Source organism: Saprospiraceae bacterium, assembly GCA_016709995.1.
Lineage (GTDB): Bacteria > Bacteroidota > Bacteroidia > Chitinophagales > Saprospiraceae > JADJLQ01.
On the sequence record JADJLQ010000002.1, the window covers coordinates 533,454 to 548,017 of the forward strand.

A 14,564-nucleotide genomic window follows, 5' to 3' on the forward strand; every position below is an offset into this window, starting at 1 on the left:
AAGTATTCTATTGGCCTTTTTTAATTCATCATTTTACGATTTATGAGATTATTATCATATATAAGTTTATTTATTATTGTTATCAATTTTGGATGTAAAAAGCTTGATCCGATTATTCCCAACGAAGAAGAAGTAATCACCACTTTGAGATACACTTTGGTACCGATGACAGGAGACGATCCTGTAATATTGGAATTTAAAGATATCGATGGTGATGGTGGTAATCCGCCGGTTTATACCGAAGGTAATCTTACTCCAAATACAACCTACCTGGGCAGCCTCGTATTATTAAATGAACAGGAATACCCATCGGCCAATATCACTGAAGAGATTGAAAGCGAAGAACAGGCACATCAATTTTTTTACGCGGCATCTACAAGCTTGAAAATCGCTGTCACTTATGCTGATGCCGATATTAATGGCAGGCCTATAGGCATTGTCACTAAATTAGAGACAGGTGACCCAAGTAGTGGAAGGTTGAAAATTACTTTGCGACATGGTCCCAACAAATCTGCCCCAGGTGCTTTAAATGGAATCATTGATAATGCAGGAGGCGACACTGATATCGAAATTGAATTTAATGTCCATGTACAATAAATTAATTTGGTGGATATTGATCGGCTGGATCGGATCTACCACACCGATGATGAGTCAAACTTGCAACCTGACTTTAAAAGGAAAGATCTCTGATGAAAGCACCGGCTTTCCGCTGGAGTTTGCTACTATATTGATAAAAGAAACTCAACAAGGCCAGGTAGCAGATAGCCTCGGATTATTTGTGATGAATCAACTTTGCCCCGGAGCCTACCATCTACAGATCAGCCACCTGGAGGGAGAAAACGAAGTCATCTTTATTCAATTATTGCGTGATACATCACTTGATATCACCCTGCACCACCATGCTGAGCTACTCAATGAAATCTCTGTCCATGGCACCCAGCAGCAGACTACCTCTCAATCGGTCAACTCCATTAGTAAAGATGAGATCGCACGAAATGCCAATAAAAGTCTTGCTGAATTATTAGAAAAAATCTCTGGTGTTCAGTCTCTTAAAAGTGGTAGCGGAATATCCAAACCTGTCATTCATGGTCTTTATGGCAAGCGTATCACTATTCTGAATAATGGCATGGTGCAAAGTGGCCAGCAATGGGGCAACGATCATGCCCCTGAGATCGACCCTTTTCTTTCGGATCATATCTCTGTGGTAAAGGGAGCTGCTTCCCTCGCTTATGGCGGAAATGGTCTGGGTAGTGTGGTGATGATAGAAAACAATGCTATTGATGCTGATCCTCATCTTCATGGCCAAGTCAATTATGTCTATCAAACTAATGGTCGAGGTCACACGGCAAACTTAAAACTACTCCAGGCAAGGCCATCTCTGGCCTGGAAACTTTCCGGCACCATAAAATATCAGGGCGATAATCGCGCTCCGGATTATCTTCTGACCAATACCGGAAAAAACGAATACAATATAGGCTTGCAAATGGATAAGAAGATTTCCTCTGTCTGGAATATGCGATTGCATGCTTCGACTTTCAATACCGAAATCGGTGTGCTGAGGGGATCCCATATCGGCAATGTGACCGATCTTGAAGAAGCCATTCATCGGGATATGCCCTTTTTTACCAGCGACCATTTTTCATATGACATAGCTTCTCCAAGACAAGAGGTGCATCACCACCTGGCCAAACTTGAAAATCGATGGCAGGTAAACAATCACACCCTATGGTCTTTAAACTTTGGTAGCCAGTTAGATGATCGCAAAGAATATGATGTACGAAGAGGCGGCAGATCTAATATACCGGCATTGCAACTGCGACAGTATTCTCAATTGATCGAAGGGGCCTATCATCATACTTATGCACATGACCTGGATCTTAAATCAGGCGTGCAATTTCAGTTTGTAGATAATACCAACCATCCGGAGACAGGCGTGTTGCCACTGATACCCGATTACCAGTCTGTTAAGCCTTCTGTATATTCCATATTACAAAAGGCATGGGGAAAAAGTATGCTGGAAGGAGGGCTAAGGTTGGATTGTCAAAATCTTTTAGCAATTACTATCTCCAGATCAGTACCCAGAATGGTCGAACGTATCACACATCATTATCTCAATGCGAGCAGTGCCCTTGGTTACCGTCAGGCTATCTCGGAGGGGTTGAGCTTGTCTGCCAATGTTGGACTGGTACATCGTTCCCCTGAAATTAATGAATTATATAGTTATGGCCTGCACCAGGGAGTAAGTGGTCTTGAAGAGGGCAATCCGGATTTAAAATCAGAAAAATCAATCAAAGGCATTTTATCCGCTGATTATAATGTCAATGATCGCCTTCAGATACAAGCTGTGGTCTATGATCATCATATTAAAGATTATATCTACCTGCAGCCACTGCAGGAATTCAGGCTGACTATACGAGGGGCTTTTCCCGTATATGAATATCGTCAGACGGATGCAAGGCTTACTGGAGCGGATTTATTAGTGTCTTATGCAGTCCAGCAACGATTAAAATGGATAGGCAAATATGCTTATGTCCTTGGCCGTGATCTGACTAATAAAATAGGATTGGTCAATATACCGAGCAATACCATGAGCCATTCATTGAGCTATACTTTGAATGATTGGAAATACTTTAGACTCATCAATCTTGCAGTAAATGGCAGATACGTAGCACATCAAAACCATATCACTTCAGAGCAGGATTACCTTCCTCCGCCAGATGCATATACTTTGTTTGGTATAGACCTGAGCAGCAAAGTCAAAGTGGGTAAAAAGGAGATCATGTGTTCTATTCAAATTGAAAATATGCTCAATACACGATATCGGGATTATCTGGATCGTCAACGATACTTTGCAGATGAGACCGGAAGGAATATAAATTTACGCATCAACTATAATTTCTAAATAAAAAAACCACTAAGGTTATTGAAGCCACAGTCAGAGTTTTTTTTAATAAAATCTTCATGTCTTATCAATACACTTAGTGGTAGATAAAAAATGCTTCTATGGAGTTAAATTAACATCCACACAAGCCGCCGCAACATCCACCAGGATCCTGCACATTTAAACTACTTTTCATGGTTAATAAAATTATAGTGGTTAAAAAATAAATGAAATGTCAGCAACAGCACTTTTGCTGTTCTGATTTTAATTGTGTAAACAAATCGCTAAAATCATTATAAAATTTTTCGAGAGCTTTCCAATTGATACAATAACAACTCCTCGGCCCATCTACTTCGCCGGATACCAGGCCCGCAGATTTTAATTCTTTGAGGTGCTGGCTAACCGTACTCTGTGACAACGGGAGCATGTCGACGATTTCGCCGCATTGGCATCCTTCTTTTTTGCACAATTGGCTCAATATAGCGATCCGTGCAGGGTGTGCCAGTGCTTTGGCAAAAGCAGCCAAGGACTGTTCCTTGGTCCCAAATTTCTCTTTTTTGCTATAGGCCATATCTTATTGTATATCGCAAATATACGATTTAACTTGGCTTTGTCAATATTTGATTAAATTATTTTGCGTTATCTTGGATGGTACAAGTCTTTGTAATTATGATTAAAGCTTTTAGTGTAACAGGTATGATGTTGTTGACTTTTTCCATGTTGGGCCAGGCACTTTCACCTTATCAATTATTTAATTCAAATGGCAGAAAAGTCTCCTATTCAAAACTTTTAAAATCTTCCTTATCAAAAGATCTGGTCTTGTTTGGTGAAGAACACAATAATGCGATCAGTCATTGGCTGCAGCTCCGACTGACCAAAGATTGTTTTCGATCCAAGCCCCTCGTATTGGGAGCAGAGATGTTTGAGCGGGACAATCAAGACGAGTTGGATGCTTATCTGTCCGGCAGTATCGATGCAGCTCAATTGGATTCTACTGCAAGACTTTGGCCCAATTATGGAACAGATTATGCTCCCCTCGTAGATTTTGCCAAATCCAATCATTTACCTTTTATTGCTACCAATATACCCAGGCGATTTGCTTCGCAAGTAGCCAAAAGAGGCCTGGAGAGCCTGGATTCATTGACTGATGAAGAAAAATCCTGGATCGCTCCTTTGCCCATAGCCTATGATGGGGAGCTACCTGGTTATAAAAATATGCTTTCGATGATGGGTGGGCACGGAGGCCCCAATCTACCAAAGGCACAAGCTATAAAAGATGCTACGATGGCACATTTTATTTTGACCAATATGAAGTCAAATGACTTATTTATACATTATCAGGGTAGCTATCACTCAGAAAATCACGAAGGCATCATTTGGTATCTCAAGCATGATCATCCCGACATTAAGTATGTGTCCATCGCTACGGTCACTCAGGATCAAATTAAAACTTTAGACAAGGTCCATAAAGGCAAAGCAGATTTTATACTCTGCGTCGATGAAGATATGACCAGGACCTATTAGAAACTCCCTACATTAATATTACTTTTCCTCGCTTTGATCAAACTGGACAACCGGCCAAAAAGCTTTTTTCGGATTAAGATTTTTATCAAACAATAAAGGATAATCTTTTCGACCTCTGACCGGAAAATTATCCAGCCAACTGTTGCGGTCAGAGATATTCCAAAAAGTCACGGCCGTAAGGACTCCTTTGTATTTCCTAAATATATCAAAGCAGGTCTTATACCGCTCTATTTGTAAGGTCTCATGTTCTGTGGAAAAAACAGCCAGGCTATCTACCGGAGTCCTGTCTCTTCTGCCGTGTTCTTTTTTATAGACGGAGATGTCAAGTTCGGTGATCTGCACTTTGACCCCAAGCTGAGAAAACCTTTTCATCGTAGTCTCCAACACTTCAGCAGTCGGTTCATAGATAGACCAATGACCCTGTAATCCTACTCCATCGATTGGGATCCCCTTTGATTTTAGATTCTGGACCAGGGTATAAATTTTTTCTCTTTTGACCGGATTGATTTCATTGTAATCATTGTAAAAAAGTAAGGCATTTGGATCTGCTTCGTGGGCATATTGAAAAGCTTTTTCTATAAATTCTTCCCCACAGATCCTGTACCAGATGGAGGGTCGATAGAACTCGTCCTCCTTGTCAGAAATGGCTTCATTGACCACATCCCAGGCATAGATGATGCCTTTATACCTTGAGACTACCGTGGTGATATGATCGTGAAGTCTTTGCAGCAATACTTCTTTACTTACGGTATCGCCTGTGCTCGTTTTAAATAGCCAGCCAGGGGTCTGGTTGTGCCAACACAAAGTGTGCCCGCGTAAAAAAAGATTATTGCGCTGAGCAAAGGCTGCTATTGAATCACCTCCAGCCCAGTTATACAGCTCTTCTTGAGGATGAATAGGTCCCATTTTCATCGCATTCTCCGGGGTCATACTATTAAATTGACTTAGGATCAGCTGTGCCTCGTCCGTTTTGAGTGCTCTTGGGGACACGGCAACACCAATTTTGAAATAATCTTTATATACCTGGGAGAGACTGATGACCGGGTCGGTGACCTGACCAATTAACGAGCCTGCCGACATCAAAAATAGAAAAAAACACAATTTTTTTATCGGCATATATCTGTATTTAATCATAGGAAATGCTAAGTTATTAGTTTACTTCCAATCTTTTAGTGATAGGCAGCATTATTATTGGGCCTTAATTTTAACCACTAACAGGGTGAAATAAAGTTGTGTGTAAACCATAAAGTGATTCCCCAATAATTATCTACCACTAAAAGGTAAAAGTGTGCTAATAAATTTAACGGAGTTGCGTGCGGCCTTGACAGTAGAAAAATATTACTTACATTCACCTTAAATATAAAACAATCAATGAAAAAAATATTTCAATACTTAAGTTTGACTATCCTGTTGATAGGTATGATCAATACACTGACTGCTCAAAAACAATTTAGAGCACTTTTATTTACCAAGACGATGGGCTTTCATCATGAATCCATCCACGAAGGAGTATCGGCTATGCGGGAGCTTGCGGGTAAACATAATTTTGATCTTGATTGGCAGGAAGATCCCGGCAAGTTTAATGATAATAATCTCGCCAAATTTGATATCATCATCTTTCTCAATACCACCGGCGATATCCTCAACGATGTGCAGCAAGCAGCCATGGAGAAATTTATTCAATCAGGCAAAGGTTTTGTAGGTATCCACAGTGCTACGGATACAGAATATGGATGGGAGTGGTATACCAAATTGGTAGGCAGGTCATTTAAAATCCATCCGGTGATTCAATCTGCCAAATTAAAGTTCACTTCAAATAAATTTCCGGGATTGTCAGGTTTTAATGAAGCTAATTACTGGACAGAAGAGTGGTATGATTTCGGTCCTGAGAAAATCAATGGATTAAATTATATACTGGCGGTCGATGAGTCGACCTATAATCCAAAAGTACAGTGGGGAGAAAATAAAAGTGAAGGTATGGGGGCTTTTCATCCCATGGCATGGTATCATGAGTTTGATGGAGGACGAGCATTCTACACTGCCCTTGGACATATGCCGGCTGATTATAGTGACCCTGCATTTTTGAATCATGTGTTTGCAGGGATCTTGTATGCTGCTAAAGGAAAGAAATAAGGTCATCCGAAGACCAACTTAAAATACACGAGTTGGGCATAAGGTCGTGGGATCTTACGCCCTCCTCTATTTTAACCGATTAGGTATCAACTTAGGATATTTTGTTTTTGTTATAAGTCTAATATGAATTGCATATGAATGATTTTACCCAAATAGAAAACACAAAAATATATCCTTCGTTAACCTTAACGGAAATTGCTAGCATTGACATCGATCGTTTAGCCGCAGACCACCAACTCAAAATGAACTGGGTGCAAAAATTATCTTTCAGGTTTTTTCAAAAAAGATTGTCCAGGCAAATAATAAAAGGCAGGCTCAATAAAAACGTAACACTGCAGCAAGCTAATGATATCGCGAACACAAAAAACTCAAATAGAAGAGGCAAGGTTTCTTTGATTATAGGGGCGATAGGGCTTTTAACCATGTTTTCAGGTTTTTTAGCGTTACTGGCCATTCCTTTGTTTATTGGTGGCCTGGTAGTAGGCATACTTGGAATCTCAAAGGATGAAAAGAAAACCATGGCGATTGTCGGCACCGTGTTCAATGGATTGATGATATTATTGATCTTGATGGCATTGATCGCCCTGACAGCAGGAGGATTGCGATTTGCCTGATATTAGTTGACTGAATTCATTATCTCACCAATCTATAAGTAGCTTTTACCAAAAATATATTTCTGCCTTGCCCATCAAATAAATGATCAAATAAATCAGTAGTCAATCCAACATTGGGATTGACTCCAAGGTCGGGAGGATTGCCTTGCGACCATACCAGGTAGAGCTTAGATCCTGGTTTGTATCTCCAGCGGGCTACAAGATTGGATCTAAATTGCACAAAATTAAAGTAGGGTTGCCAAAGGTGTAACCAGTGATTCCATGCTGGTTTTCATCTACGTGATAATCCTCTTCGGTGGTTTGATTTGAGCAGGGGTAAACCGATGAAATCTTGCTTCATAGGAATTAATGAGTGGATCTTGTACCAGGCCAAAATTTTTATAAATCGGTCTGGTGATGAAGGGTTGTCCTTAGCATTGTACGGAGTCTTCTGGGGAGAAAACAAAAAGATCACCCCCCCTTTTTAATCCGGGCTAGTTCGTTGATACCTCAGTTTTTTTAAAATCTATTTCTCCTTCCCACACTGCGATCACCGCGGTTGCCAGACAATTGCCCAATAGATTGGTCCCTGTGCGACCCATATCCATCAGTGCATCTATACCTAGTATAATGAAGATAGGCTCTGTAGGTAAATTATAAGAAGCGGCTGTACCCATCAGTATCACGAGGGAAGCACGAGCTACACCAGCTACACCTTTACTTGACAACATTAAGGTCAACATCATGACGATCTGATCACCAATGCTTAGATCTATTTTGGCTGCCTGAGCCACAAATACGAGAGCAAGGCTGAGATACAAAGTGCTACCATCAAGATTAAAACTAAATCCAGTAGGCAATACAAAGGAAACTACTTTCCTGGGTATACCGAAGTTTTCCAGTGCCTTCATCGCGTGAGGTAAAGCGGCTTCAGACGATGCGGTAGCAAATGCCAATAATACTGGCTCAGATACTGCATGTAAAAACTTTTTTATAGGCAATTTGATATATAAAGCTATGGGCAAAAACACGCCAAAAATCAACAGGATAAGCGCACCGTATAAAGTGGCTAGTAATAAAAATAAATTCTTTAATATATCAAAACCCATCTTGCCTATCGTATACGCCAGTGCAGCCCCTACTGCCAATGGGGCCAGATACATGACCAAATGGGTAAACTTAAACATCACCTCTGAAAGGCTTTCACACCAATGCAGCATGGTCTCCTTAGCGTGATGATGTTTGACCATAGATAGACCCAAAGCAAATAAAATACTAAATACTACGATTTGCAATACCTGACCTTCAGCGACAGCTTTGGCTATATTCTCCGGGAAGGTATGCAGTATGATTTGGTCCCAGGATTGTTTTGCGATTTCAACCTTTTGAGCAGTATCCGCCAGGCTTAAGTCTATACCCGCTCCTGCTTTAGTGAAATTAATCGCACATAAACCGATGATGAGTGCTATAGTCGTCACTACCTCAAAATACAATAGTGACTTCCAACCCATTCGCCCCACTTGTCTCATGTCAGCATGCCCTGCGATCCCTACTACCAAAGTCGAAAACAAAAGTGGGCCTATGACAGTCTTGATCATTCTAAGGAAAATATCGCTGAGTACCTTTAGATTGGTTCCTACCTGCGGCCAATCATGCCCGATCTCGGTTCCAATGACCATTGATAGGAAAATCCAGGTTGTGAGATTATTTTTCTTCAAACCATAGGCAATCAAAGTAGCAATAGCCATCCACCTCAAGCTTGTGAGAAAACCAGCATGGAAAATACCAGGATGATAAAGATGGAGTAAATGGGTAATTATAATCAATGTAAATAAACCCATAAAAACGGTGAGGATTTGTTTGATACTCCAGGACTGCATATTATTGTATTGTAATTTTTGAGGGCGCTAACCTACATCGAATTTTGGGTATTTGGTACAATCGTGTCCGGAAACTATACCTGTAGAAATAATATAATTTTCTAACAGCTTTTAAAAAAAATCTCAGTCTCTCATGATAAAATCTATTTTAAATGCTCCGCACTATCTATGGGGGGACCATTGTGAGGGGTGGCAACTCTGTCTCGCAGATGACCTAAGTGTAATCCAGGAGAATATGCCTCCAGGGACAAAAGAGCAAATGCATTTTCACCAAAGATGCCTACAAGTATTTTACATTCTTCAAGGCACCGCATGCTTTTACCTGGATCAGGACTATTACGAAGTCAATGCAGGTGAGTCCATACAGATTCTGGCTGGTCAAAAGCACTATGTTCAAAATACAACAGAGGAGGATCTCAAATTTCTGGTCATTTCTCAGCCATCGACGCACAGACCACCCATTGATAGGGTAAATATTGATTAAGATTTTATATAAAAAAGTAACTAAATCTAAAGCTTACTTCAAGATGTAATCTAACTTTGCACCATGAGTTTAATACAATCCATGCGTTGGTACGGCCCACAGGATGTGGTCAGTTTAGAATATATTCGCCAAGCCGGGTGCCGGGGAGTAGTCACCGCTTTGCATCAAATACCTGTAGGTGATATATGGACGGTCGATGAAATCAATCATCGAAAAGCGTTGATTGAAGCAGCAGGCTTGTCCTGGAAGGTCATTGAAAGCTTGCCGGTTAGTGAAGACATAAAAAAAAGATCAGGTGATTATCTTCAACATATCGCCAACTATAAAATAAGTATTGCCAATGTAGCGGCTTGTGGTCTGGAGGTCATCACTTACAATTTCATGCCGGTGCTGGATTGGATCCGTACCGATCTGGAGTACCTGATGGAGGATGGTAGTAAGGCCTTGAGGTTTGAGCGACTTGCATTTATCGCATTTGATTTATTTATGCTGAAGAGACCAGGTGCGGAGGTTGATTATACGCCGGATCAAATCGCGGATGCCCAAAATTGGCTAGATCATGCCAGCGAAGAACGAAAAGCAGAGGTCTATCACAGTTGCCTTCAAGGGCTTCCTGGCAGTACCGTTGAGTTTACTGCTGAGCAAGTATTAAGCCTATTGGATTCTTATGCACATATCGACCGTAATGCATTGAAAGCCAATCTCAAATATTTTCTCCAAGAAGTAATTCCTGTAGCTGAACAGTATGGAGTTAAAATGGCCATCCATCCGGATGATCCGCCTTACCAGGTGCTTGGGTTGCCCCGCATCGTATGCAGTGAAGCTGATGCAGCAGATTTGATAGCAGTAGTCCCCTCCCCATCCAATGGACTTTGTTTTTGTACCGGATCTTATGGCGCTCGCGGAGATAATGATCTGGTGCGAATGATCAAAAGATTTGGCGACCAGATTCATTTTATCCATTTGCGCAATACCAAACGAAGCCAGAATGGTGATTTTTATGAAGCTGATCACCTGGCTGGCGATACGGATATGTATGGGGTAATGAAAGAACTCGTCTTACTGCAACAAAAAAGACAAGTATCACTGCCTATGCGGCCGGATCATGGACATCAGATGTTAGATGATTTAAATAAAAAGACTTACCCGGGCTATAGTGCCATAGGTAGATTGAGGGGGCTGGCGGAGTTGCGGGGCCTGGAACTGGGTATTGAACGATCCCTGGCTTGATTTTTAGAGGAAGGTGTAATTATTGTCTCCATCGCCAGGCAAAATACTTACAAGGCCCTTCACCTATGTTTTTGATACCGTGCATTTCATTTGATTTGATCAGGAAAAGATCACCATCGCTACCGGTATAAGTCATTTCATCTATACTCAATTCTACCTGACCATTGATGACCAATATTATTTCGGAGTCAATATGTGTATGAGGAGCGTGACTTGGGCCTTTTGTATTCAATTGGGTGACATGCATTTCAAAGTTTTCACACATGGCAGTTGGGCGATTAAAATAATTGATCCTGCCTCCTTTTTCATTTGAAATATATTTCAGAAGATCAGCATCTATTAATAAAGGACCTCCGGCATTTTTACTTCGATCCATGTCCTTGCCCTTTTTACTTCTAAACATCATCACATAATAGGTCAGGGGACCATTGCCTATGTTTTCCAAAGATTGCATGGCCAATGGAGGAATGAGTATTGCACTGCCAGGACCCAGGACGACACTTTCGGAATCCATGGTAAATTTCATCGTACCTTCTTTTACAATAATGACTTCTTCTAAATTTTTTTGTGCATGAGGAGCTGCAGACTTAGCACCTTTCTCCTGTGTAGTGGCATGCATTTCGAGAAATTCAAAATGAGGAGAACTGCCCTCCATAAGTTTTCTGCCTACGCGTTGTGTACCTTGTTTTATCATCAGCTTATCCCAGGCATATAAACCAGAGGAGACTTCTGTAGATTGAGCATTTACATCCATAAACATCGATGCCACCAGGGCGATTAAAATAAGTTTATTCATTTATATTCATTAAGATAGAATAGTTGCGGCATATCTTTTACGACTAATTCCTTACACGCTTGCGTTACCAGATATTGACTCTAAGACTATCAGGCCTGTACATGGCATCACCAGGTTTGACTTGAAAGGCTTCGTAAAATGCTTCCATATTGGCAAATGGGCCGTTGACTCTATATTTGCCGGGAGAATGCACATCGCTTAAGATGCTGCTGCGCAGGGTCTCGTCCCTTGTTTGTCCAAGCCATCCCAAAGCATAACCTAAAAAATATCGTTGGGTCGGCATCAGTCCACTGATTGGTTTACCATCTTTATATTGATTGGTTTTTTTAAAAGCTTCCAGGCCTAACAACGCTCCACCCAGATCCGCTATATTCTCACCAAGCGTAGCTTCGCCATTGATTTTATATCCCGGCAATGGTTCATAGTCAGAAAATTGATCGATCATCACTTTTGCACGACGATTAAATTCTTTTTCGTCTTCGGCATTCCACCAACTTGAGAGATTTCCTTTGGCATCGTATTGACGGCCCTGATCATCGAATCCATGGGTGATTTCATGGCCGATGGTACTCGCACCTCCGTTACCATAGACAATAGCATCGTCTAATTCTTCATCCCGATATCCTGGCACTGTAAATATTCCTGCAGGTAACACGATTTCATTATTGCTGGGATTATAATATGCATTGTAAGTCTGAGGAGTCATAGTCCACTCAGTTCGATCTACCGGCTTGCCCAATTTATTCAGCTCGTATTCATTCCACCATTTGTTTCCTTCGATGATGTTTTGCAGATAACTTTCTTTCGAAATATTCATTGCGGAGAAGTCTTTCCATTTTTCAGGATAGCCAACTTTACTGGTGATAGCATCTAATTTTGAATAGGCTTTTATTTTTGTGCTGTCACTCATCCAGGTTAATTGACCGATACGATCACGCAGCGCCTCACGAACTGCTTCTGTCATGACTTCGTATCTTTTTTTTGCAACAGGCGTGAAAAATTCTTTTACATATAATTGGCCTAAAATTTCACCGATCAGATTTTCCTGGCGGGACATGACACGTTTCCATCTGGGTCGCATCTCAGTAGCACCGCTAAAAAGTTTGCTGTATTCAAAGGAGGTATTGACATAAGCATTGGGCAATGCTGAAGCAAAATCACTCACTAAATTAAACCTGACATAATCTTTTAAAGTGGCCAGTGGAGTAGCTTTAACTACCGTGTTCATTGATTTAAAAAAATCCGGCTGACCTACGATTACTGAGTCGATATTTTTGACTCCTGTTTTATTCAAAAATTGCTTTAAATCAATCACGGGGGATATTTTATTTAATTGATTGATCGCCATTTTGTTGTAGTTGGCATATGGGTCCCGGAGGTCTTCGATTTTACGGGATCCCTGGGCAAGCTTGGTTTCCATTGACAATATGTTTTTGCCTGAGGCGATAGCTGCTTCTGGAGTATGGCCTGTCAATTGAAGCATTTTACTGATGTAGTCTGCATATTTTTCCCTGATATTGATGGTCGCACTATCATTTTTAAAATAATATTCGCGTTCTGGCAATCCGATACCACCCTGGTAAAATATATAAGCCATGGCATCGCTGTTTTTATCGTCCTGAGCCACAAAATCAGCAAAAAAAGCGCCTGATCCGATTTTTTTCAACTCAGTCACCACATTGATCAGGGCAGGCAGATCTTTTACTTCCTCTATGAGCGTCAGGTAGGGTTGGAGATACTTCAAACCATCATGTTCTATTTTGGCACTGTCCATACCCGCGGTCCAGAAGTCTCCGATCATTTGATCAGCACTACCTTTTATTGAATTGGGTGCAAGCGCTGCACTTTCACTGATTTCTCGCAGGCGCTTTATATTTTCTTCTATCACCAGATTGCCGATGCCCCATGATGATTGATCAGCAGGGATAGGATTTTTCTTGATCCATCCACCATTGGCATATTGGAAAAAATCTGTGCCCGGGTTCATCGTTGTATCCAGGTTTTCAAATACAAAATCGGGTTTGATAGCTTCACCTGGTTTAGTATCTTTTGTATTACAGGCCAACAGGCATAAAATAAATGCTGTTGCTGTTGGAATGAAGTATTTCATTTTAAGAATTAGGTTATATCGTGAGAGAAAATTATAAATAGTGAAACGTAAGAAAAGATAAAATATATTATAAAAAAAGGAGAATTTTTGGAAAATCCTCCTTTTGTGTTGATATTATTCGATTTGCCTATGAACAGGCTCATCAGTATAAATTATGCAGGCACTATAACTTTGCCATTTTTAGCTGGACGGCCGCGTTTTTTTCCTGTGGTAGATTTTTTGACGGAGCTGGCAGGTCTTCCCCGTTTTTTACCTACCGTTTTTACGACCAGTTGTACTTTGTCAGCATTCGGATTTAAGGCTTTAGCAGGACGGCCGCGTCTTTTGGTACCACTTGCTGGTCTACCGCGCTTCTTTTTTTCTGCAGGAATAGCAATAGCTGTAATAGGCTGAGTGGCATTATTTGCAGTTACTGCTTTACTGGGTCGACCCCTTCTTTTTTTAGCAGGACGACCACGTTTCTTTTTTTCTGAAATTACAGGAGTCTCTGATGTGGTCGCTTGAGTGGCTGGTATTAAAGTAGCTTTAGCGGGCCTTCCTCTTCGTTTTTTAGCGGGACGACCACGTTTCTTTTTTTCTGTCGTAGCAGATGCTACTTCAGTAACTGCTTTGAATTTAGCTGCTTTAGCGGGTCTTCCCCTTTTACCTTGTTTTTTCTGCAATCGGCCATTAAGATTTGGACTTGATGCCGGTGCCTCGCTGACTGTCATAAATTTACTTGCTAAATAATCAGAAATTCTTTTTGCAGCAGCTGCATCGATAGAATCTAACAATTCAACACAGATCGATAATACATTTAATTCTTCACTATTTGCCATGATGGACTTTTTAATTAAATAAAAATGTTAACAATGGCAAAATTACCACAATTAATTTAAAAAATCTTAGTTTGTATGAATTGATATGTATTACAAATAATTCCAACTCTAATGT

Annotated in this window: 14 protein-coding genes; 7 read left to right on the forward strand and 7 right to left on the reverse strand. The window is 40.8% G+C overall.

Translation table 11 applies throughout. The annotated features are described in order from the left end of the window. Window positions 1-42: 42 nt before the first annotated feature. Together IPJ09_16645 and IPJ09_16650 are read left to right on the forward strand one after the other, a co-directional pair. Window positions 43-597 carry a type 1 periplasmic binding fold superfamily protein gene (locus tag IPJ09_16645; GenBank protein ID MBK7373035.1) on the forward strand — a complete coding sequence of 185 codons (555 nt, stop codon included), beginning with the start codon at window positions 43-45 and terminating at the stop codon, window positions 595-597. Further along, window positions 587-2,902 (forward strand): TonB-dependent receptor, encoded by a 2,316-nt coding sequence (locus tag IPJ09_16650; protein ID MBK7373036.1) that lies wholly within the window; start codon window positions 587-589, stop codon window positions 2,900-2,902. Before IPJ09_16645 ends, IPJ09_16650 begins: the two co-directional genes overlap by 11 nt. 214 nt (window positions 2,903-3,116) lie before the next feature. Here the strand turns inward: IPJ09_16650 and IPJ09_16655 are convergent, their stop codons facing one another. Next, window positions 3,117-3,452, reverse strand: coding sequence for a winged helix-turn-helix transcriptional regulator (locus IPJ09_16655; protein ID MBK7373037.1), 336 nt, complete (start codon window positions 3,450-3,452; stop codon window positions 3,117-3,119). 77 nt (window positions 3,453-3,529) lie between these two features. Here IPJ09_16655 and IPJ09_16660 point away from each other — a divergent pair, with 77 nt between their 5' ends. After that, window positions 3,530-4,405 carry a ChaN family lipoprotein gene (locus IPJ09_16660; protein ID MBK7373038.1) on the forward strand — a complete coding sequence of 292 codons (876 nt, stop codon included), beginning with the start codon at window positions 3,530-3,532 and terminating at the stop codon, window positions 4,403-4,405. Between the two features lie 18 nt (window positions 4,406-4,423). On the opposite strand, the gene IPJ09_16665 is transcribed toward IPJ09_16660, so the two are convergent. Next, the gene (locus tag IPJ09_16665; GenBank protein ID MBK7373039.1) at window positions 4,424-5,485 is read right to left on the reverse strand and encodes an endo-1,4-beta-xylanase; all 1,062 of its coding nucleotides are present in this window, start codon (window positions 5,483-5,485) and stop codon (window positions 4,424-4,426) included. 291 nt (window positions 5,486-5,776) lie between these two features. On the opposite strand from IPJ09_16665, the gene IPJ09_16670 reads away from it, so the two are divergent. Continuing rightward, a complete protein-coding gene (locus tag IPJ09_16670; GenBank protein MBK7373040.1) occupies window positions 5,777-6,538 on the forward strand; it encodes a ThuA domain-containing protein in 762 nt (253 codons plus the stop codon). Between the two features lie 134 nt (window positions 6,539-6,672). Continuing rightward, entirely contained in the window at window positions 6,673-7,152 is a 480-nt protein-coding gene (locus tag IPJ09_16675) for a hypothetical protein (protein MBK7373041.1), read from the forward strand. A 19-nt stretch (window positions 7,153-7,171) separates the two neighbouring features. On the opposite strand, the gene IPJ09_16680 is transcribed toward IPJ09_16675, so the two are convergent. Both IPJ09_16680 and IPJ09_16685 read right to left on the reverse strand, forming a co-directional pair. Then, entirely contained in the window at window positions 7,172-7,372 is a 201-nt protein-coding gene (locus IPJ09_16680) for a hypothetical protein (protein ID MBK7373042.1), read from the reverse strand. A gap of 253 nt (window positions 7,373-7,625) precedes the next feature. Beyond that, window positions 7,626-8,972, reverse strand: coding sequence for a cation:dicarboxylase symporter family transporter (locus tag IPJ09_16685; GenBank protein ID MBK7373043.1), 1,347 nt, complete (start codon window positions 8,970-8,972; stop codon window positions 7,626-7,628). 172 nt (window positions 8,973-9,144) lie between these two features. Here IPJ09_16685 and IPJ09_16690 point away from each other — a divergent pair, with 172 nt between their 5' ends. Both IPJ09_16690 and uxuA read left to right on the forward strand, forming a co-directional pair. Next, on the forward strand, window positions 9,145-9,495 hold the full coding sequence (locus tag IPJ09_16690) for a cupin domain-containing protein (protein ID MBK7373044.1): 351 nt from the start codon (window positions 9,145-9,147) through the stop codon (window positions 9,493-9,495). Between the two features lie 63 nt (window positions 9,496-9,558). Then, entirely contained in the window at window positions 9,559-10,725 is a 1,167-nt protein-coding gene (gene uxuA / locus IPJ09_16695) for a mannonate dehydratase (GenBank protein MBK7373045.1), read from the forward strand. Window positions 10,726-10,744: 19 nt separating this feature from the next. On the opposite strand, the gene IPJ09_16700 is transcribed toward uxuA, so the two are convergent. From IPJ09_16700 to IPJ09_16710, 3 genes are all read right to left on the reverse strand, one after another. Beyond that, the gene (locus IPJ09_16700) at window positions 10,745-11,521 is read right to left on the reverse strand and encodes a cupin domain-containing protein (protein MBK7373046.1); all 777 of its coding nucleotides are present in this window, start codon (window positions 11,519-11,521) and stop codon (window positions 10,745-10,747) included. Between the two features lie 64 nt (window positions 11,522-11,585). Next, the gene (locus tag IPJ09_16705) at window positions 11,586-13,631 is read right to left on the reverse strand and encodes a M13 family metallopeptidase (protein MBK7373047.1); all 2,046 of its coding nucleotides are present in this window, start codon (window positions 13,629-13,631) and stop codon (window positions 11,586-11,588) included. Between the two features lie 152 nt (window positions 13,632-13,783). Next, window positions 13,784-14,449 (reverse strand): hypothetical protein, encoded by a 666-nt coding sequence (locus IPJ09_16710; GenBank protein MBK7373048.1) that lies wholly within the window; start codon window positions 14,447-14,449, stop codon window positions 13,784-13,786. Between the last annotated feature and the right edge of the window lie 115 nt (window positions 14,450-14,564).